Genomic DNA, 20,176 nt, shown 5'->3' with positions numbered 1-20,176 from the left:
GGCTAAGCCAACATACCACCATCGACGATAACACAAGCGCCGGTAGTATAACTCGATGCCTCGGAAACTAAGTACAATACGGTACCTGCCATTTCATCAGGATCGGCGACTCGACCTAATGGGATCGCTCTGAGCGCCATATTCAGCACTTTATCGTTACCCGTTAACGCTGAGGCAAATTTAGTATCAGTAAGCCCTGGTAACAAAGCGTTGACTCTGATATTTAGCGGGCCGCATTCTTTGGCAAAAGCCTTAGTCATACTAATAACCGCCGCTTTAGTAATAGAATAGATACCTTGCTTATCGCCTGCAACTATACCGTTGACTGAGGCGGTATTTAGAATAACGCCGCCGCCCTGCTCGCGCATCATTTTGCCAGCTGCTGTCGACATAAAGAAATAGCCACGAATATTCACTTCAACGGTCTTATCAAAAGCTGCTTGGTCCGTATCTAAGATATGACCATAATAAGGGTTAGCAGCGGCATTATTGACTAGGATATCGATTTGACCAAATTCACTTTTTATATGCGCAAAAATAGCGTCAATCTGTGCCATCTCGCCGACATGACAAGCGAAAGCGCTGGCCTTACCGCCATCAGCAACGATGCTATCAGCAACCGCTTGGCAAGCATCGATTTTGCGGCTAGAGACGATAACATGGGCCCCTCTAGAGGCTAATAAGCGTGCGATAGATTCGCCGATGCCACGACTAGCACCAGTCACTAAAGCAATCCTGCCGGTTAGATCAAATAAATCCTTCATTATTATTCCTCAGGTTATTAATAGTGCAGCAGTTCATTGCCGATCTTAAGCCAACATGCCGCCATCTAAAGTAAAGGCATGACCATTCATAAAGCTACTCTCATCACTAGCTAGCCAAGCGATGGCTCCTGATACTTCATCAACCGTACCTAAACGGCGCAGCGGACTGGCTTTGATGGTCGCTTGTTGGGCACGCTCATCCATATTAGCCATAGTATGGCGTACCATCGGCGTATCGATAAAGCTCGGACAGACCGCATTAAAGCGGATATTGACTCTTGCATATTCATGAGCAGCTGATTTAGTCAGGCCCATCACCCCGTGTTTAGCAGCGCTATATGCTGACAGTAAAGGCGCTGAACGCAACCCAGCTATAGAAGCCACATTGATCACATGACCACCGCCATTCGGAGCCATGCAAGCGATAGCAGCACGCATACAATGCCAAACACCTTTTAAATTAACCGCAATATTGCGATCGAAATCTTCATCAGTCAGTTCATGCATAGGCGCTGGCTGATGATCAATACCGGCATTATTGATAACCACATCCAGACCACCAAGCTGTTGCATAGCAAAAGCAAATAAGGCTCGCACATCATCAGCGCTAGTGACATCTACTTGGTGAAAGACTAGGTTATGGCCAGCTTGTTGTGCCTGCTCAGCAACAGCAGCCCCTAGTGCCTCAGCCCTATCACCAATTACTACTTTAGCGCCACGACTAGCCAGCAGCAACGCACTAGCAGCACCGATACCAGAGGCACCACCAGTGATTAATATCCTTTTTCCTGCGACATTTGAGGCGGTCATAGTCGCTAATGCGCTAGTTTCAATTACATTGGTTGTCATAGCTTATTCCCCTACCTTAAGGACTAGTTTGCCAAAATTCTTACCATTAAAGAGCATCATTAAGGTATCAGGAAAAGTCTCGATACCTTCGATGATATGATCTTTGACTGTGAGCTCACCAGACTTTATCCAGCCGGCGATATCTTGCATAGCTGTTGGATACTCTTTAACATTATCAAAGACTACGATGCCTTCCATGCGTGCACGATTGACTAATAAGGATAAATAGTTCGAAGGACCTTTGACTGCGGTGGTGTTATTGTACTGGCTGATAGCGCCACAAATAACTATGCGAGCATGCAGATTAATCTGGCTAAGCACGTCGTCCAAAATATCACCACCAACGTTGTCATAGAACACATCAACACCATCGGGACAAGTTCGTTTTAAAGCTTTTTTGACATTATCATTCTTGTAATCGATAGCCTCATCGAAGCCTAATTCATCTACCAAGAATTTGCATTTTTCGCTACCGCCAGCGATACCTACCACGCGGCAACCTTTGATCTTAGCGATTTGTCCGACTACGCTACCTACAGCGCCTGCTGCACCAGAGACTACTACCGTCTCGCCAGCTTTTGGCATACCGGTTTTTAATAAGCCAAAATAGCCAGTCATTCCTGGCATACCTAGCACCCCTAAATAGTAAGGCAAAGGCGCTAAATTAGGGTCTACTTTATAGAGTCCTGTACCATCGCTGACCGCATAGGACTGCACCCCATCATGACCACAGACATAATCGCCGGCGACAAATTTAGCATGCTTGCTCTCTAGTACTTGGCCAACGGTGCCGGCACGCATAACGTCGCCAATTTGTACCGGTTCGATATAAGATTTAGCGTCGTTTAGCCAACCCCGCATCGCCGGATCCAAAGAGATATACTCGATTTTGATTAACAGCTGCCCGTCGCTGATAGCTGGTACTACTGTCTCGCTATATTGCCAAGTATCAGCATTTGGCTCACCAATAGGTCGGGATTTCAGTCGCCATTGTTTATTCATCGTTGTCATTATTTAGTCCCTTAAATTTATTTTGCGTAAAACCAGCCTGTTAAAACATCTGCTGGGAAATAGTGTTTACAACCTTGGCGTTTAAAACTACTGTATTCAAAGTCTTAGTATTAGAAACCTGTTATTTAGAATAAAGCTATATAAAATCAAACTGTTTAAAACCATGCTGCTTGCATATCTGTACAAACCGCATTGTCGTTAGTCAAAAGCTCGATATCACGTTTTATGGTAGGTAACTCCCAATCGATAAAATATTTAGCCGCTTGGATTTTGCCTTGATAGAAGTTTTGCTTATCAGTGTTCTCATGGCTAGCACTTTTTTTATCAGCAACTTGTAAGGCTTGTAGTAGTTGCTCAGCTTTACTAGCTTGGCGTATCCAAATCCAACTGACTACTATAGTGGCAAAGATATTCATCAGTGCTTGCGCATTACCAGTCAAAGTAATGGCTTTTTCAGTCGCTAGTATCTTGCTTAAATGCACTAACACTTGATGCAAGTCACCCATATAAGGCGTGAGCTTAGCGGCCAGCTTGCCACTCTCAGCAGTAGTAATAGACAATATATCGTTAGTGATTTCACGCTTTAAAATTTGGATACCTAAGCCGTTATTTTGCCACAGCTTACGGAATGACAAGTCTAAGGCTTGCACACCATTAGTACCTTCGTGGATAGGATTAAGACGATTATCTCGCCAAAACTGCTCAGCATAATATTCACGAGTGTAGCCCGCACCGCCTAATACTTGGATGCCTAGATCATTAGCTTTAGGGCCATATTCTGAAGGCCAAGCCTTGAGCACTGGGGTGAGCAAATCTAATAGCTCGGCCAGCTCAGCTTTTAGGGTGGCGTCCTCACAAGTATTGATGCGATCGATCAGATTAGAGCCATACAGACATAAGGAGATACCCCCTTCGCTATAAGCTTTTTGCGCTAGTAGCATACGTTTGACATCGCCATGATTAATAATGGCGGTGGCATCATGTTCGGGTTTATTATTAGGAGCGATGCGCCCTTGGGTCCTATCTTTAGCATAATCTAGCGAATACTGATAACCACGATAGCCAATCATTGCCGCACCAAACCCAACAGCGATACGCGCCTCATTCATCATCTTAAACATATAGCGTAGACCGAAGTGCGGCTCCCCTATTAAGTAGCCATAACACTCGCCTTGATCGCCGAAGCTGAGCGATGTAGAAGTAGTGCCACGATAGCCAAGCTTGTGTAGCAGACCCGTCAAGTGCACATCATTACGCACTCCGAGCGACCCGTCTTCTGCTAGTCTAAATTTTGGCACTGCAAATAGCGAGATGCCTTTGACTCCGCTTGGTCCGCCGGGTATCTTGGCCAATACTAGATGAACGATATTATCTGACAACTCATGATCGCCACCGGAGATATAGATCTTACTGCCTTTAATACGATAGGAGCCATCCTGCTGAGCAACAGCGGTAGTGGTAATATCAGCCAGTGATGAGCCCGCATGTGGCTCTGTTAACGCCATCGTTCCGGTAAACTCACCTGTGAGCATGCGTGGCATAAAGGCCGCTTTGATCTCATCGCTGGCAAAATGCGACAGCACATTAATCGCTGCGGTAGTCAAAAACGGATAAGCGGTAGTCGAAGGATTAGCAGCCATAAAGTAACCAGCCACCGCCGTCATCACTGTCTCAGGCAATTGCATACCACCCTCTGCAAAGCTATAGCGCCCAGCGATAAATCCTGACTCTCGAAAGGCATCAAAAGCCACTTTCACCTCATCGATCATACTGACTCGCGTGCCATCAAACTGTGGCTCATTCTGATCGGCTATACGGTTGTGTGGTAAGAATAAATCGGTGGCTATCTTTTTAGCGGTATCTAAGACCGCATCAAAAGTCTCACGGTTATGCTCGGAAAACTTTGGACTAGCGCAAAGGTTTTGAGTGTCCAAGACATCATACAGTTGGAACGGCAGTTCAAAATCATTAATAAGGGTATCTGTAGCCATAATACTTTCTCTCTATAAAGGCTAAAAAGTGCTATTAAAATAAGTCGTTAGCTAATAGTAATCTAATTCAGCTCATCACCGTATTGTCATTTATGACATAATCAGAGTCAAATAAGACAATAATGGTTATGATTAGAGCGTGTTGGACACTTTTTAAACATAGCGGTGAGAGTCTTTATTTAAGCGTTAACTTCTATGTAGCGTTGGTACTATTTCACTACTGATTTGATAGAAATAAAATTAAAAATTCATAGATTAAAAACAACTATAAAGGTTAATACGCTATGTCCGATATAAAACCATTTGAGGTCGTTATTCTAGGATTTGATGGGGTGCTAGGCAGTGTATTGGCTGGTGCATTAGATCTTTTTTCATTCACTGGAGTGAGCTGGCAGCGTTTTTTGGATCAGCCAGTTACGCCAAGGTTTAAAGTGCAGATTGCCAGTTTGGGCGGCGTAGACATCCGCTGTAGCAATCGTTTGGTTATGCGAGCGCATTGCGATATCGCAGCAGTGAGAAGGTGTGATTTATTATTGATACCCACCATCGGCGACTCTATCGATAAAGTACTGCTACAAAACGAGTTATTGATACCGCACATCATACGCTTAGCTAATACACAAGCTGATATCGCTAGCAACTGTAGCGGGGCTTTTTTGTTGGCCAAAGCTGGATTATTAGAAGGACGAGTAGCCACTACCCATTGGGGGTATGCCAGCAAGTTTAAAAGCGATTATCCAGAAGTAGATTTACAAGAAAACCAGTTTGTCACTCAGTCGGATAATATATTTTGTGCCGCAGGAGGCAGTGCTTTTTATGACTTGGCGCTGTTATTAATAGAGCGCTATTGTGGACGTGAGCTATCGACACAAGTGGCTAAAACCCAGATCATCGATAGTAAAAGAGGCAGTCAGAACAGCTATACTAATGTGACTTTATATAAGCCGCATGCCGATCAACTGGTCAAGCGAGTGCAAGACTATATCGAGAATAATTTTCAGCAACCGCTACAAGTGAGTCAATTGGCGGCTATGGTCAATATCACCACTCGGACGCTAAATAGACGCTTTCAGTCAGCCGTAGCTATGCGTCCTATCGAGTACATTCAGGCAGTCCGAATTGAGCAAGCCAAACGTCTGTTAGAGTCCAAAGACGTCAGTATAAAGTCTCTTGCCGATCAAGTGGGTTACAGCGATATCTCGTCTTTTACTCGACTATTTAAGCGTGCTACCGCCCTCACTCCTAAAGAGTATCAGAACAAATTTTCACGGATAGCGATTTGATGTTAGCTTACTTGCTAATGCTGCAAGTTAACCGCAATGCAGAAGTAGAATGATAAAAAAGCGAGTGGTAAAAAAGGCAGGCAATAAAAAGGGCTAGCGCTATAAGAAATTGCACGCTAACCCTTATAATAAGTGTTAATGATATTTGCTAACTGCACTTGCGAACTATACTTACTTACTAACTATATTCAACTACAACCAAAGTCTTATCTGACCAAAATAACTGGCGATGAAGTACTAGCGATAATCTCAGTAGTGGTACTCCCTAAAAATAGCTGCTGCCACTTAGAGCGTCCATAAGCACCAATGACCATAATATCGATGTCATGCTGCTTCTGAAAGACCAATAAACCTTTTACCGCATCAGTGGATGGCAGATGATGAGATTGGACGGTGAATCCTGCTGCTAATAGTTCAGCCGCCGCTGCCGCTAAGCTATTCTTTGAGCTGTCATCGTTATTACCTATCATCACGATATGACCGGGTATACCTTTTAGCACTTCACTTTTCGCTACTAAATGGATGGCTCTGATAGAAGTTTTGCTAGCATCAAAAGCAATCATATAAGATTGGGGCTTAGTAAAGGTTTCAGAGCAAATAAGAATAGGCACTCTAGAGGCACGAGCGACGGTTTCTATTTGACTACCGATATTGATACGACTGTCTTTATGATCCTCCCCGCGCCTGCCCATAACGATAGCGCGATTCTTAAGGTCAAAATGTTCAATAGCTGGGAGCAGCTTACTACGCCGTTGGTAAGGCGTGACAGCTACTGTGAAGTTATCTTCAATATAGCTTTTGGCATCTTGCATTAAAGCATTACTATAGCTATTAGCAATCTTGGCTCGCTGCTCGTCAATCTGCGATAACTCTTGTAGTAATATCTGTCGACTGTCCACTCCTATGGACCCTGACAAGTCACGCCTTGCTGAGGCCGGCACTTCTATCACATTTAATAAAGCCACAGGCATATTTAAGCGCTCGGCATACCAAGCGGCATAGCCACAGACAGACTCAGTCACTGCTGAGCCATCGATACAAGCTAGAATGTGCTGCTGAGTGGTCATGACTGCTCCTTAATATTGAATGAAGTTTCTATTGGTATTTATACTACACAGTAGAGTCTATTTCAGTCTATCATTGTTTATCAATAACAATAGACTCAAATAGGGCATATTAAGACTATCTACATACAGTCAGCCCTAAATAAAAGCGATAACCTGACGTTCTGTTTTAAAGACAGATTGACTATATTCTGTGCCATGAATTGGCTTTAGCGGTGATCTTCGGACGCTTGAATGATAGCGATCCGTTAATAATCAAGGGTTAAAGGCATCAGCATAACCCCTAGAAGAATAAACGGAATGCAAAGCAAGCTTTTTAGCACTGGGCCTCGGCACTTTGCCCAACGGGTAATAATAAAATATAGATTAGCAAAGGGCAGAAATAAATATAATAAACCCCAAAGTATTGATTCTTGAAAAGCTAAGATAATAAGCTTGATGCTATAGATAAAAGCGATAGCCATACCTATAAATAGCAAAATCATTCCTATAGCTTCCATATGCTACTCCTTAATTAACGGTAAAAATTGATATAAATTACTTTTTAAAGACAACGCCTCATTTCGATAAGCTTTTCGCCAGAACCGTTATAAAGTTTATCGCCCACTAGCTTATATTCAAACTTAGAAAAATTATTATTTGACCAGGCATCATCTGAGTCTATCTCAAAGCTTATGGGGCAAGACTGACCGGCGATGTGAGTGTCACAATAGTTGCTATAAGAGAGCGGATGTTCAGTGTAAAACCTACGCCTAAACTAAACCTCAAGGCTCATCACAAACTATAGTCAAACTCTTACCAAACAGGGTTTTATTGAGTTTTTGCTGATAGTCATAGACCTTTTCAGGGTCGATATGATAGACCTGATCATTCACACAATTGCCAAAACCGAAAGTAACCAAATCAATTTTGGCATACTTGGCAGGGTCAGTTGCTTTTTCTCTTTGGTAACGCTCTGTGGCCAGATCCCGATAGTACTCACCATTATCATCGCTTAGACGTGCCTGCTGTTGGATTCTATCTTCGACAAACTGCTGCCACTTACTCTGAATGGCGGTCTCGTTTTGCAGCAAAGGTTCAAGGTAATGCTTACACATTGGCGGGCTTTTCTTAAAAGCATCACTAGGATTTAGATAAGCTAAAATGGTTAGTCGATTTTGTTTATATTCGCCATCGATAGATTTCAGCAGCTGTTGCTTATATTCTTTTGCTTCTGGCACAACTTCTAGACGCCCAGCGTTACTCTTAACTTGTTGGTACTCTTTAGTTAGCTTATCCATGTCTGTCATAGATAGCTCATCGAGCGCATTGATGTCCATAGGGGGAAAAAAGCTACTTAAGTTGGAGCTGGTTAAGGCTCGTAGTACAAAATGGGAATTCTTGATTTGTTTGGCACTATACTTTTTATTATCGAATTTACCCTTTATATCGCATAGCTCATCTTGCCACTTATAGACCTCGGCTTGGGCAATATTGGTTATTGCCATTGCAGCAACTATGGCCGCTATCCTAAATAGTTTCATGGTTTAAGTCCTTTTATTTTTTAAGCTTATTTAGGCCTAATCCAACTACCTATACCAATCGTAGTCGTAAGCGTCACTGCCGTCAATATGCCATGCTAAAGAAACTGTTTAGAGCACTGGTTGCGAAGAGAGGATATTTTCGCAGAATATCAAGGTGATCGGTGGTGATGGAATTAAGGACTTACAGTTTCGTCACCCAGTGTATCCGGATGATACCTTGACCGGCTCACTGACGGTGACCGCTATTAATTTTGAGACTGAGCGCAAACGGGTGCTAATCACTTATACCGGTGAACTGCTCAATCAAAGAGAAGAGCGAGTATTGATACTCACTATCTCGGTCTATGTACAAACCAATAACCAGGCTGCTATTGATTAAGCTAAGCGCTTATAACCTTGCACTAAAACAAAGCTCTGCAATTGTTGTGGAAATTTTTTATGATGATTTTCTTACTTGTTTTAGTACTTCAAAAGTCTCAAGCCAACCCTACCATCCTGCATTATTAAAAAAAACGAAGCCAATAAATTGACTTCGTTTTGTCTTTCACTATGCTGTTTTTTGTTTAGCTTCTGTTTAACTTATTGGCCGACTTTCTCAATTTTTACTAGTAGAATTCTAGATGACAAGGTTTCTAAAACCGTAAAAATATAATCATCAGTACTGATCTGATCATTGACTTGCGCCGCCCCTTTGAGTTGCGAATTTATATAACCACCGATGGTTAGCTGCTCGACATCATCGAGTAAATTAGACTCCTGCAACTCAAGACGCAATTGGTTAAGACTAACTGTACCTTCAGCGACCCAGTGGTCTTGCTTATTGACGATCTCTAGAGTCTCATCCTCATCAGGGAACTCGCCAGCGATAGCCTCAAACAAATCTAGTGGCGTCACTAGCCCAGCTAATTGACCATACTCATCTATCACTACGGCCAAGTTGCCTTTAGCATTTTTTAGTAGATTGATCAGTCGTAGATTGTCGATAGTATCAGAGACAAATACCGGCTGCTGTTTAGTGAATAAAGGCTCTAAAGCGGCATGAACATCGCTTGGATCATCCTCAAGAGCGGCTAAGATGTCTTTAGCTCGTATTACCCCTAAGATCTTGTCTAAACGCTTTTCACACACTGGTAATAAGCTGTGCGGCGTTGACAATACTTGATGACGAATCGATGCCAAACTACCAGTAATATCGACCCAAGATACTTCGGAACGTGGGGTCATGATAGTCTGTACTTGGCGCTCACCAAGAGCCAATACCCCACTAATCATGTAGCGCTCCTCTTGTGCAAAAGGCAGTGCGGCGGCTAAGCTTCTGTCATTTACCGACATCTCATTATTAGTGTTTTCTTGAGCCGTGCCACCCATCAGCATTAATATACTATCAGCCGCCCTATCTCGCAACGGGATCTGCGCCTCATATTTGCTACGGTTTCTTTGTATAAACTGGTTAAAGGCCTCGATAAGAATAGAGAAACCAATCGCCGCATATAGATAGCCTTTAGGAACATGATAGCCCAGCCCCTCAACGATTAAGCTAAAGCCAATCATCAATAAAAAGCTTAAGCATAGAATCACCACCGTAGGGTGACGGCCAACGAAGTCCGTCAAAGCTTTGGAGGCCATAATCATAACGAACATCGCTACAATAACGGCTGCCATCATCACCTCAAGCCGCTCTACCATGCCGACAGCAGTAATGACTGCATCGAACGAGAACACAGCATCTAAGATGACAATTTGCGCCACTACAGCGACGAAGCCAGCATAGACTTTGCTCTTACTATTGCTTTCTGGTTTGCCCTCTAAGCGTTCATGCAGCTCAAGGGTAGCTTTAAACAATAAAAATACACCGCCAACTACTAAGATTAAATCTCTAACCGATAGAGCAAATGCCCCATACTCGACTACCGGCTCAGTCAATGTCACTAGCCAAGACATAATGAACAGTAAGCCCAAGCGCATGACTAGAGCGAGTGACAAACCGATATTTCGAGCTTTATTACGTTGATGGGGTGGCAGTTTATTTGCCAAAATAGCAATAAATACTAAGTTATCGATACCCAAGACCATCTCAAGGGTAACTAAGGTTAAAAAGCCAAGCCATATCGATGGATCGCTTAAAAGCTCTATCATTTAATTGCGTACTCACAGTTATAATTTAGGGGTTAGAAGTTAAAAACAGTTGTAGATAGAAGCAATTATAGATAAACGCCATTATAAAACATCAAATTTCATGTAATAATTAATATTGTTTTGATAACTCCAACATCCTAATTGCTTTTTAGTGCTTAGTATTTATTGTTTTTAGAAGTTAGCAGAGACCATATTACCTAATAATTTTAGAATACAATCATCAGGCACAGTCCTTTCACACCATAAAGACAGACCGTTATCTGTTAAAATCATGTTGAGATATTAGCCACTACCTCTATTGGGTATAGATAGGATCTAACATGCAATTGGCACCAATTTTTCAAAATATACATCAGCGTACCCCTAGACTGGGTAAAGTACTATCGTTGGCAACGGCTACTGGAGTCATTTTAGCTAACAGCTTTGGCGGTAGCTTGCCGGTGTGGCTGATGGGAGCTACTAAGATAATTACTGGCTCTGCTATTGCCGATAAAGCGGTGATCAAGATAGCCAATCATTGGATCAATAGTAATAATGCGGTGATCGATACCATATTGCCAGACAAAGACTGGCGTATCAGCCTGCCTGATGAAGTACACGTCAATGGTAAATATCTGCTGGTCAGCAATCACCAATCTTGGGTAGATACTAGCGTGGTACAGTATGTTAGTCAGGATCGTTTGCCTTTGACGCGGTTTTTTACAAAGTTTGAATTGATATACATTCCTATCGTCGGTCAGACCTTTTACTTCTTAGACTTTCCAATGATGCGGCGCTACTCAAAAAAAGCCATTGCCAAAAACCCAGCGCTAAAAGGTCAAGATATTATCGAGGCCAAACGTGCTTGTACCTTGCTAAAAAATAAGCCTTTTACCTTACTAAATTACTTAGAAGGCACCCGCTTTACCGCAAGCAAACGTGATAAGCAGCAGTCGCCTTACCAGTACCTACTCAAACCGCGTGCTGGTGGTTTGGCCTTGGCTATCAATGCTTTGGGAGCAGATATAGACGGTATTTTGGACATGACCATCGTCTATCCCGACGGCGTACCAAGTTATAGCGACTTGTGGCAAGGCAATATCAGACGACTAGGCGTTGACGTCCGCTACATTACCATACCTAGCCCCTTATCTATTGCTATTCAAAACGGTGGCTATGAGAATGATGACGCTGTCAAAGCACAGATGTTCGCTTGGGTCGAGCAGATATGGCAGCAAAAAGATGAGCGTATTAGCGCTATGTTGGCCGATTTTAAAGATGAGTTTGAAGATGAGTGGTAGAGCCTACCCTCCGCTGCACAAAGTAGTTAAAACCAAGCGCTGCTCAGTAAGTCATCAGTCACTTCTCAGTCAATAATAGCAAGATAATAGTAGGCTTACGCTTTTAGCCTAGCACTATACATCGCTTTTTTAATAGTTAGTGATAAAGACAAAAAAACGCCCCTTAGCCAAAATCTGCTAAGAGGCGTTTTTTTATTAGCTAGGCTTAAAAAGCAAAAGCGCTAGGCTTATTTGATACGCATATCGCCAGTTTCGACATAACGTTGATGCCAAGATAATGACTCATTAAGGATATGCGGCGTTTGCATGCCCGCCGTGCTAGAGGCACGATCGAAGTAATCTTGTAGCATAGGACGGTAATCTGGATGCGCACAGTTATCAATAATTGCTTGCGCACGTTGACGAGGCGCCAGCCCACGTAAATCGGCTAACCCTTGCTCAGTCACGATCACCATAACATCATGCTCAGTATGGTCATGATGCGATACCATCGGGGTGATACAGGAGATAGCACCATCTTTGGCTACTGATGGCGACACAAAGAATGAAGTGTAGGCATTACGGGCAAAGTCGCCTGAACCGCCAAGGCCGTTCATCATATTGGTGCCCATAACGTGAGTGGAGTTGACGTTACCATAGAGGTCACACTCAATCATCGCATTAATAGCTAGAACGCCTAAGCGACGCGCAACTTCAGGATGGTTGGTAATCTCTTGTGGACGCAAAACAATGCGCGCACGTAGGTCAGCAATATTGGCATTAAAAGTCTTTAGTGCATCCGGGCTTAATGACAATGCAGTAGCGGAGGCCATAGTCATCTTGCCAGACATGATTAGATCAAGCATACCGTCTTGCAGAACTTCAGTGTAGCCAGTTAACTGCTCAAACGGGCTATTTTGTAATCCAGCCAATACCGCATTAGCTACGTTACCTACCCCAGATTGTATAGGCAATAGGTTAGCTGGCAGACGGCCTTTTTTGACTTCATCATGGAAAAAGTCAATGATATGGCTAGCTATTTGATTGGAACACTCATCAGGATCAGCAAACTTGCTATTGCGATCTGGCGAGTTGGTTAACACTACAGCCACGACTTTATCTAAATCACAAGATAAGTAAGGGTCGCCGATGCGCCCACCTGGAGTCACTAGGGGAATGGGTTTGCGATTAGGCGGCATACCAATGTCATTATAAACATCATGCATACCTTCTAACATTAAGCTTTGCTGAGCATTGACTTCTAAAATGATCTTGGCCGCATTATTCAACCATGCATTGCTCGTACCAATAGAAGTTGATGGAATCAGGCGACCATCAGGCAAGATACCTGCTACTTCCACTACAGCTACATGCATATCGCCATAAAATCCAATAGTACTTTGCTGAGCTACATGGGATAAATGCATATCGAAGTATAAGGCTTCACCTGCATTGATTTGTTTACGTAGTGCAGGCTCTGATTGATAAGGAGTACGCCATTTGATACCTTTAGCATCAGCCAATACGCCATCACACTCAGTGGCGGTAGAAGCCCCAGTTAATAGGCCAATTTGGAAATCTTCGCCACGCGCGTGGGCCGCTTCCATATGTTTGGCTAAGGCTGCTGGTATGGCTTTAGGATAACCGGCGCCAGTGAAGCCACTCATTCCTACATTCATATCGTTTTTTATAAAAGCCGCTGCTTGCTCAGCAGACATTATTTTTTTACTCAAACCTTCGTGTAGTACACGACCTTCATGATTAATTGAACTCATATTGTTTTCCTAATGACTTCCATGTTGATAGAGATCCTCATTAGAGTGAGGAGCATTCTGGACGAAGCCGTTGACACGATCTCGTAGCCGTATCTTAAACAACTTCGCTGCAAAATGCGAGGAGCTTAGATCAAGTATTATAGCAATGACTCAATTTGCTCTTAATTAGCCACAGTCTATAGCTACTCGGCCACTAAACTGCTGAGTAACTCATCTATCTCAACCTTGAACTCTCGGTCTTCGATTTTATTAGCGCTGATTTTGGCATTTTGTAAACTACTAATAGCGGCTTCTTTTTGACCCATCTCGATCTGTAGTACCGCCATAGAAAAAGCAATCGATGACATATGATCTTTAGAATTAATCGCCGTCGCCTTATCTAAAGCCTTTTGATATTTGACTAACGCCTCATCCAACTCTCCAGTGAAGTCAGCAAGCGTCTCCCACTGCTCTGGGTGATCTTTGTCGGTATTTTCATTATCGATACATAACGCCTGCAGCTCGGCATAAAACTTATCAAAAGCAGGCTGATCGCCTATTCGGTCCGCTTCTAACAGCTCTTCGGCTAGCTTGTAAACAGCTTTGTATATTTTAGTGTTAATCATGAGATGTTCCTTTTTTTATTAAAATAAATGGTGAGGCGGTATGGTAGCGCTGCAGTGCTTTGGAGCTAATAATAGACTAACCTTAGATACTAACTGGCGTTGTTTACAGGATAAGCCATGTAGATAGCGGCTTAGTTAACGGGCAGTAAGTGACAATAGCAGGAGAGTAAGTGAACAATGATAAGTAATATATAGCAAATAGCTAGCAGAAATTTTTTAAAATAACTAGCTTACCCTCATCTCTTTATTTATAAGCCTTTAGACAACAAAAAAACCTCAATAACATTAGTTACTTGAGGTCTTTTTATTGTCTAAGTATAATTAAGACTTTACTAAATGCTTGATAAATTATAAAGAAGTGATATAAATCAAAGTAAATATTGGCCGTTATTACTTACTGCTGTTGTACTCCTTAGGTTGATCATGGTGTTCAACTATTAATATTTCTAATCCATTTTGGTCTTTTTTTACCTTTTTTTGTTGGATGTCTAGCCTTCTTAAAGCGTAGTAAACTCCTGAGTTACTACAGCTTAGTCGCTGTGCCCTTTGATACTGAAAGTCATTAGGAAACGCTGCAATATCATTGAGTAATATCATATCTAGTATTTTGGTTGGTGGTTTATTTCTACGGTTTTTTGACTCTAGTGCTTTTGTCCAGCTGTGTATGGTGCTGGTACTTATCTGATAAAAAGCAGCGGCTTGTTTAACGCTCATACCTTCACTGATACTACGCAACACTTGTTTACGGAAATCCAGCGAATAAGTCATTGCTACCTCCCTTATTGATATTGGATGGTAACTGTTGCTACCGACCTAACACTCCCTGGAGTGACAACAGGACCGGTTTGATAATAGCGAGCAGCCAACGGAATATTATGTTGAATGTTCTGGTTCGAAGTTAAAGACCCTAAAGCAATTTTTTCATTTTTAGCGATTACTTTATTAACATTATTATAATTGGATACTAATTGAACCGCTACACCTGTCGCACGCTCTGCTGCAGGAGCAGAGTTTTCTATAACATTAACAGTGTTAGCGGCAGCGGTATAGTCGAAGTTTAAGCTTATGTTACTGGTTTCTTCAAATCCTGCAGGGCTTGTGCCACCGTTGCATAGAATATTTAAGTCAAAAGCTTGTTCTCCTATGGTTGATCCTACTCCTTGAAAGTTAGTTTTATTGACAGTAGGCAACTGGACGATCTTGTTTATATTGCCTTGTATCTCACAAGATGAAGAGGCAATGGTAATAGTGTCCCCATACACAGCACTAGTTAGCCACGGACGAGTACGATTGTTAGTAAAACGATAACTACTATAGGCTCCTGGAGCCAACGCTCCAGAACCGGTAGAGGGGGCTGTTTTTATAATTTCAACAACGAAAAATCCTGGTGATAAAGTATAGGTTGTACTGCCAGCTACTGTCCTAGTATAAGGATAAAACCCCGAAAAATTGGTTGCGTCTACAGCTTCTCTATAAAGGCGGATTCCAATCCCTTCAATATTCGTATTATATATTGAGTTGCCTAAAGGGCTTAACTGAAAGTTCTGTAAAAGTATGGCTTCAATCGTTGCTGAACCAGTACCATCACACGTAATGCTTGAGCCATTAGAGGCTATCGAGAAAGTGGACTTACGCAGTATTTTTCCTACAGGATCACTTGGCTTAACCACCACTCTGCCAACCGCCATACTTACATCTTGAGTCATAAAACCTTGGCTAGCAGTACACGCTGCATATGCCTCTGAACTAAAAGCATACCCTGCGAGCAACCCCATCAGTAACAAATGAGTGTTTAGATTTTTATATCTCATTTACATACCCCTTCTAGCATAATTAGGTTTTTTTGACTATCGGCTACTTGATTGGCTATATCGTATTGAATACTGCATTGCTCGTCCTGATTATCACCCCATTTTACAGTTACCGTGTCTGCTAAAGTATCACTACGTAAGTACACTAAACTGCCTTGAGCTACGATACCGACATACTCTCCCTTAGAATTAAGTACTTCAGCGGCAAAAGGCAGTGTTTCACCGGTTGGCTTTAAGCTACGAATATAGATGGCCTTACCTAATTTAGTCACAAAGTTAACTTTTGAAATCGATCCGGCATAAGGGGCAATACGCTGGCTAGTTCCCTCTAACTCAACATCAAGCGACATACCTTGCGGATCTAAAGTAATATCGTTCAAGCGATAAGGAGTTACGTAAGGAATGACTGCATAGCCTGCTTTATTTATAGTCAATCCTGTAGTGTTATTTACTTTGGCCCCTGCCGCTTCAGGCGCATAAACCAATACCATCGTTTGCCCCTGATCTGGACCAAATAGAACCCCTTCAGAATGAGCGACTATATTGCCTCGTGCAGAAATCATGGCCTGCTGGTACTGATCTGAGATACTGTAAGAGCCACCTACAGTAGCAACGTTAGTCCGATACTGAGCGTTGATGCTTGCATTGGGGTTTTCTCCATAGGCGGTGGTTATTGAAGTTCCATAATTGAAACGATCTCCTACCATACCGCTCACTCCAATAGTCGTATTATCCTGAGTACTGATTGAGTTGAAGTTTGCAGAGTTACCCTTATAAGAGAGCGGCAGTGATAAACTCAGCATATATTCAGTATCGTTCTCACTTCGATTAGTGATTTGGTTTTCAAGAACACGATTAATGGCGGACAGTCCGTAATTTACGTTACGATAGTTGTTACTATAACCAACTTGGTACTGCTTAGTTACTTGATCTAAATTCCAATAATCGGACCACGAACCCGTAGCATATATATTACCCCAATTATTAGGCAGCTCTTGATTTAGAGTTATTTGAAATTCACTACGCTGTTTACCAAGATAGGAGCTACCACCGCCTTTATTCTCAATATCTTGTGTCATTAAGGCGTCACGTAACTTATAAAAACCTTCAGTAGAATAACGGTAGGCTGCTAAAGTTAAATTAGTGTTTGTCGGGGTAATTAGCTTACTATAACTAAGTCGAAAGCTTTGTCCTTTCTCTTCATCACGCTGATCAAAATCAGTCTGCGAGTGGGTCACATCTAATGCAATAGCACCAATCGGTGTTGCAAATGCGCCGCCTAAAGTAAGAGCTGCATAATTATCTGACCCTTGTAGGCCGCCATACGCTGTCACAGAGTTATTAATGCCACGCTGGTACTTACCCTGAAAAATAAAGGGATCAAGCTCAATATCACGATCGCGAAACTGACCAGCCGTCACTGAATAGCGACTCATCCCTGGGCGAAGCATTTGAGCTACTGAGGCATAAGCGATTGCGTACCTTTGAATCTCACCACTGGCCTCAAAGATGGAAACTTCAAGCTCACCGCCAAATCCTGTTGGGTATAGATCGTTAATCTCAAAGCTGCCAGGAGCAACCGTAGTTTGATAAATCAATTGGCCTTGTTGACGCACTTCAACCTTAGCATTGGTCCTAGCATTGCCACGGATACGCGGCGCATAGCCCACCATGCTATTAGGCAGCATACGATCATCACTAGAAAAATCTGCCCCGCGGTAACCAAACGAATCAAATATTTCACCATTAGTAAAACTGTCGCCGAGTGTTAGTACACTGCGGTATTCAGGATAGGCGCGTTGTGCGTAGGTGCTAACTGACTCGTACTTTGACTTATTGTCACTATTCTCAGACTCATTCCATACCCATTGTCCATTATGACGAAACTGCCAACCTGCAACGTTCGCCCCTGTGTTTAAAGATAAAAACGCATTGGTGTTGTCATTGTTGTTTTCTGATGCATTGAAAGTCTTATAGGCACTGGCACTATAAGAGACGAATGCCGCATTGATACCACGGTCCCAAACGCTGGGATCGACATAACCTTGGGCGTTTTTTTGCATGGCAATTTGTGGAATAGAGATATCAAACCTTAGTTTTGAGCTATCAAACTCATAAAATGATGACTCAATCCATTCATCAAGTTTCTGACAGCTTCCACTGTCATATTCTGCCTTTTGTTGGATAACTTCCGCTTTTACACCGTATTCAAGTAACTGCTTGTCAGTAAAGCAAGTATATGAATTCTTGTTATCCGTAGTAGCTTTAAATAACATACGGTGCTTACCAAACCAGCTGCCATTGATATAAACATCTAAATTATACTCACCAGGTAAAACTGGATTGCCATAAGTAAATCTATTCATATCAATTTTTTTAGCATCTCCTATCAAAAAATCAGCGCTAAATTCAGCTTCTGTGCTGATTGGTGAAGAAGGTTTTTCATCACCCTCATTAGCATTCGCTAGGGTTGGCATACTAAAGCTAATGACACTACAAGTTAGGTAGTAGCTTATGTTCCTCTTAATGTACTTACGAGATTTCGTTTTATTTTTCATGATCCGATCATCCCTTAAAAATTAAAGAAACATAGTTACTGTTTTTAATTGATTGAAAAACCATAATTACTTGATGTCGTTCGTAACACTACCACCATAATCATTAATCGTAGTAAAAGTCATACCTTGTACATTTGAATTCAGTAGAGTCACTGACTTCTCAGAAAATGGCGACAACATTAAACCCTCTCGTAGAATATCAACCTTTTCACCCAGATTCTGCTGAGCTATAGCGCTCATAGTTATATAAAACGGCGTTGGGTTTTTAATTACTAAAACCTTGCCGTTATTAGTCCATTGAATTTTTCCAGGTGCTAAATTGGCATCTTCTTTAATACTACTAGGTCGATAGAAAAGTTTGATTCGCGAGCGAATGGCGAGTTGCAAAAAACTATCTGGCGCTGCACTCATATTTTTTGAGTTTGGCTTAGGGGGGATATCCAAAATATTCAACCAAAACAATGTTTCTTGATCTTTACTAAGGGCGTTGGCTGTCGGCAAACTGCTTATACGTAAGAATTGTCCTTTTTGTGCTTCTACACGCGCGATAGGAGGGGTAATCACAAAGGGGGCTTTTGATTGATCTGGGGTTGAGTCGGCGTCACCTTCATCAATCCAAACTTGTACTAGAGCTGGATTTTCTCCTTCATTAGTTACCTCTAAAGTAATTTCACGCGCATCAGATGGATAGACGACACGAGTACCATGAATAATTATTTCAGCGTTTGCTACACCAGAGAAAATCAAAAATATGAATAAGCATATCTTATAAAACCAATGATTTGAGAACATATACTTACTCCTATATAAATATAAACTGGAAAAGACAAGTTAAATGCCCCTCTTGTCTCCTCCAATCTACTAAGTTTTTTAGTTACTGATAAACAAGAGTGTATTGCACTGAAGTCCCTACAGTTCCTACCGTTGATGCACCAGTAGCGTAGTACTCAGCGTAGTAATTAAGATTAGCGCTGCCGAGAGCCAAAACATCTACTAACTGCGAGTTGCTCTGCACCCCGTTAGAGCCTGCGGCTAGAACAGGAATAAATAAGTTATTATCTCCTAATAGTTGAACTTGAACGTTAGTGGCGCTACCAGTGACGTTCTTTAAACGACCCGAGTTAAAGTCAACTGATGAGCCAGGCTCAAAGTAAGTAGCTACTTTTCCTGCAGAGCAGTTGGATAACTTGATAGTAAAAGGTGTACGGCCAGCAACCTGACCCACTGCTGCGAGACTTTGTTTAGAAACAGTAGGAAGCGTTACAGTAATGTTTTTACTTCCTGCCTCAATGTCACAAGTTTTGGCACTAACCATACCGTTGATAGTAATTAGCCCGTCAGCAGCAAAAGCACTAGACATACCAAGAGCTATTACAGAAGCCGCTAAAGTTATTTTCTTCATGATTAATCTCCGTAGATTATTACCGTTGTTAATCTTTTTTCATTGAATGACATTAACTCTCAAGAAGATTAATAACTTATGAGTTAGATAATACTAGCTCTTTTTATATAAGAAACTCAATAGAAAAAACAACATACTTACAATT

18 protein-coding genes are annotated in these 20,176 nt (G+C 42.1%); 3 read left to right on the top strand and 15 right to left on the bottom strand.

Going from position 1 to position 20,176, the window contains the following annotated elements; genetic code table 11:
* Positions 1–2: 2 nt before the first annotated feature.
* The 4 genes from KPY62_RS00090 to KPY62_RS00075 form a co-directional block, all read right to left on the bottom strand.
* Positions 3–764 (bottom strand): SDR family oxidoreductase, encoded by a 762-nt coding sequence (locus KPY62_RS00090; RefSeq protein WP_216580273.1) that lies wholly within the window; start codon positions 762–764, stop codon positions 3–5.
* 45 nt (positions 765–809) lie between these two features.
* Positions 810–1,613: an SDR family NAD(P)-dependent oxidoreductase gene (locus KPY62_RS00085; protein ID WP_216580272.1), complete on the bottom strand. Its 804-nt coding sequence runs from the start codon at positions 1,611–1,613 to the stop codon at positions 810–812.
* A gap of 3 nt (positions 1,614–1,616) precedes the next feature.
* Positions 1,617–2,624: an NADP-dependent oxidoreductase gene (locus KPY62_RS00080; protein ID WP_216580271.1), complete on the bottom strand. Its 1,008-nt coding sequence runs from the start codon at positions 2,622–2,624 to the stop codon at positions 1,617–1,619.
* 155 nt (positions 2,625–2,779) lie between these two features.
* Positions 2,780–4,615 carry an acyl-CoA dehydrogenase gene (locus KPY62_RS00075; RefSeq protein ID WP_216580270.1) on the bottom strand — a complete coding sequence of 612 codons (1,836 nt, stop codon included), beginning with the start codon at positions 4,613–4,615 and terminating at the stop codon, positions 2,780–2,782.
* 284 nt (positions 4,616–4,899) lie between these two features.
* Between KPY62_RS00075 and KPY62_RS00070 the strand changes: the two genes are divergently transcribed.
* Positions 4,900–5,898 (top strand): GlxA family transcriptional regulator, encoded by a 999-nt coding sequence (locus KPY62_RS00070; protein WP_216580269.1) that lies wholly within the window; start codon positions 4,900–4,902, stop codon positions 5,896–5,898.
* 206 nt (positions 5,899–6,104) lie between these two features.
* On the opposite strand, the gene KPY62_RS00065 is transcribed toward KPY62_RS00070, so the two are convergent.
* The 3 genes from KPY62_RS00065 to KPY62_RS00055 form a co-directional block, all read right to left on the bottom strand.
* Positions 6,105–6,965 carry a universal stress protein gene (locus KPY62_RS00065; protein ID WP_216580268.1) on the bottom strand — a complete coding sequence of 287 codons (861 nt, stop codon included), beginning with the start codon at positions 6,963–6,965 and terminating at the stop codon, positions 6,105–6,107.
* A 245-nt stretch (positions 6,966–7,210) separates the two neighbouring features.
* Positions 7,211–7,462: a hypothetical protein gene (locus KPY62_RS00060; protein WP_216580267.1), complete on the bottom strand. Its 252-nt coding sequence runs from the start codon at positions 7,460–7,462 to the stop codon at positions 7,211–7,213.
* Positions 7,463–7,726: 264 nt separating this feature from the next.
* On the bottom strand, positions 7,727–8,485 hold the full coding sequence (locus KPY62_RS00055) for a hypothetical protein (RefSeq protein WP_216580266.1): 759 nt from the start codon (positions 8,483–8,485) through the stop codon (positions 7,727–7,729).
* A 154-nt stretch (positions 8,486–8,639) separates the two neighbouring features.
* Here KPY62_RS00055 and KPY62_RS00050 point away from each other — a divergent pair, with 154 nt between their 5' ends.
* Positions 8,640–8,864, top strand: a complete 225-nt coding sequence (locus KPY62_RS00050) for a hypothetical protein (protein WP_216580265.1) — start codon at positions 8,640–8,642, stop codon at positions 8,862–8,864.
* A gap of 200 nt (positions 8,865–9,064) precedes the next feature.
* On the opposite strand, the gene KPY62_RS00045 is transcribed toward KPY62_RS00050, so the two are convergent.
* On the bottom strand, positions 9,065–10,618 hold the full coding sequence (locus tag KPY62_RS00045) for a TerC family protein (protein ID WP_216582956.1): 1,554 nt from the start codon (positions 10,616–10,618) through the stop codon (positions 9,065–9,067).
* 323 nt (positions 10,619–10,941) lie between these two features.
* Between KPY62_RS00045 and KPY62_RS00040 the strand changes: the two genes are divergently transcribed.
* Positions 10,942–11,901 carry an acyltransferase gene (locus KPY62_RS00040; RefSeq protein ID WP_216580264.1) on the top strand — a complete coding sequence of 320 codons (960 nt, stop codon included), beginning with the start codon at positions 10,942–10,944 and terminating at the stop codon, positions 11,899–11,901.
* Positions 11,902–12,128: 227 nt separating this feature from the next.
* Here KPY62_RS00040 and KPY62_RS00035 read toward each other — a convergent pair whose 3' ends face one another.
* The 7 genes from KPY62_RS00035 to KPY62_RS00005 all read right to left on the bottom strand — a co-directional run bounded on the left by KPY62_RS00035 (position 12,129) and on the right by KPY62_RS00005 (position 20,031).
* The gene (locus tag KPY62_RS00035) at positions 12,129–13,655 is read right to left on the bottom strand and encodes an acetyl-CoA hydrolase/transferase family protein (RefSeq protein WP_216580263.1); all 1,527 of its coding nucleotides are present in this window, start codon (positions 13,653–13,655) and stop codon (positions 12,129–12,131) included.
* A gap of 182 nt (positions 13,656–13,837) precedes the next feature.
* A complete protein-coding gene (locus tag KPY62_RS00030) occupies positions 13,838–14,260 on the bottom strand; it encodes a tetratricopeptide repeat protein (RefSeq protein WP_201624067.1) in 423 nt (140 codons plus the stop codon).
* A gap of 390 nt (positions 14,261–14,650) precedes the next feature.
* Complete coding sequence (locus tag KPY62_RS00025; RefSeq protein WP_228730497.1) at positions 14,651–15,028, bottom strand: IS630 transposase-related protein; 378 nt, start codon at positions 15,026–15,028, stop codon at positions 14,651–14,653.
* 11 nt (positions 15,029–15,039) lie between these two features.
* Positions 15,040–16,071, bottom strand: coding sequence for a fimbrial protein (locus tag KPY62_RS00020; RefSeq protein WP_216580262.1), 1,032 nt, complete (start codon positions 16,069–16,071; stop codon positions 15,040–15,042).
* Positions 16,068–18,629, bottom strand: a complete 2,562-nt coding sequence (locus tag KPY62_RS00015) for a fimbria/pilus outer membrane usher protein (RefSeq protein ID WP_216580261.1) — start codon at positions 18,627–18,629, stop codon at positions 16,068–16,070. The genes KPY62_RS00020 and KPY62_RS00015 overlap by 4 nt, the downstream gene beginning before the upstream one ends.
* Before the next feature lie 66 nt (positions 18,630–18,695).
* Complete coding sequence (locus KPY62_RS00010) at positions 18,696–19,421, bottom strand: molecular chaperone (RefSeq protein WP_216580260.1); 726 nt, start codon at positions 19,419–19,421, stop codon at positions 18,696–18,698.
* Between the two features lie 82 nt (positions 19,422–19,503).
* The gene (locus tag KPY62_RS00005) at positions 19,504–20,031 is read right to left on the bottom strand and encodes a fimbrial protein (protein WP_216580259.1); all 528 of its coding nucleotides are present in this window, start codon (positions 20,029–20,031) and stop codon (positions 19,504–19,506) included.
* Positions 20,032–20,176 lie beyond the last annotated feature (145 nt).

This window comes from Psychrobacter sp. TAE2020, from assembly GCF_018919485.1.
Lineage (GTDB): Bacteria > Pseudomonadota > Gammaproteobacteria > Pseudomonadales > Moraxellaceae > Psychrobacter.
The sequence above is the reverse complement of the archived record's forward strand: the minus strand, read 5'-3'. Positions and strand labels throughout refer to the sequence as shown.

Bases quoted from the DNA above. Each gene is read 5' to 3' on its own strand.
- KPY62_RS00090 (WP_216580273.1), bottom strand. From the start codon at position 764: ATGAAGGATTTATTTGATCTAACCGGCAGGATTGCTTTAGTGACTGGT.
- KPY62_RS00085 (WP_216580272.1), bottom strand. From the start codon at position 1,613: ATGACAACCAATGTAATTGAAACTAGCGCATTAGCGACTATGACCGCC.
- KPY62_RS00080 (WP_216580271.1), bottom strand. From the start codon at position 2,624: ATGACAACGATGAATAAACAATGGCGACTGAAATCCCGACCTATTGGT.
- KPY62_RS00075 (WP_216580270.1), bottom strand. From the start codon at position 4,615: ATGGCTACAGATACCCTTATTAATGATTTTGAACTGCCGTTCCAACTG.
- KPY62_RS00070 (WP_216580269.1), top strand. From the start codon at position 4,900: ATGTCCGATATAAAACCATTTGAGGTCGTTATTCTAGGATTTGATGGG.
- KPY62_RS00065 (WP_216580268.1), bottom strand. From the start codon at position 6,965: ATGACCACTCAGCAGCACATTCTAGCTTGTATCGATGGCTCAGCAGTG.
- KPY62_RS00060 (WP_216580267.1), bottom strand. From the start codon at position 7,462: ATGGAAGCTATAGGAATGATTTTGCTATTTATAGGTATGGCTATCGCT.
- KPY62_RS00055 (WP_216580266.1), bottom strand. From the start codon at position 8,485: ATGAAACTATTTAGGATAGCGGCCATAGTTGCTGCAATGGCAATAACC.
- KPY62_RS00040 (WP_216580264.1), top strand. From the start codon at position 10,942: ATGCAATTGGCACCAATTTTTCAAAATATACATCAGCGTACCCCTAGA.
- KPY62_RS00035 (WP_216580263.1), bottom strand. From the start codon at position 13,655: ATGAGTTCAATTAATCATGAAGGTCGTGTACTACACGAAGGTTTGAGT.
- KPY62_RS00030 (WP_201624067.1), bottom strand. From the start codon at position 14,260: ATGATTAACACTAAAATATACAAAGCTGTTTACAAGCTAGCCGAAGAG.
- KPY62_RS00025 (WP_228730497.1), bottom strand. From the start codon at position 15,028: ATGACTTATTCGCTGGATTTCCGTAAACAAGTGTTGCGTAGTATCAGT.
- KPY62_RS00020 (WP_216580262.1), bottom strand. From the start codon at position 16,071: ATGAGATATAAAAATCTAAACACTCATTTGTTACTGATGGGGTTGCTC.
- KPY62_RS00015 (WP_216580261.1), bottom strand. From the start codon at position 18,629: ATGAAAAATAAAACGAAATCTCGTAAGTACATTAAGAGGAACATAAGC.
- KPY62_RS00010 (WP_216580260.1), bottom strand. From the start codon at position 19,421: ATGTTCTCAAATCATTGGTTTTATAAGATATGCTTATTCATATTTTTG.
- KPY62_RS00005 (WP_216580259.1), bottom strand. From the start codon at position 20,031: ATGAAGAAAATAACTTTAGCGGCTTCTGTAATAGCTCTTGGTATGTCT.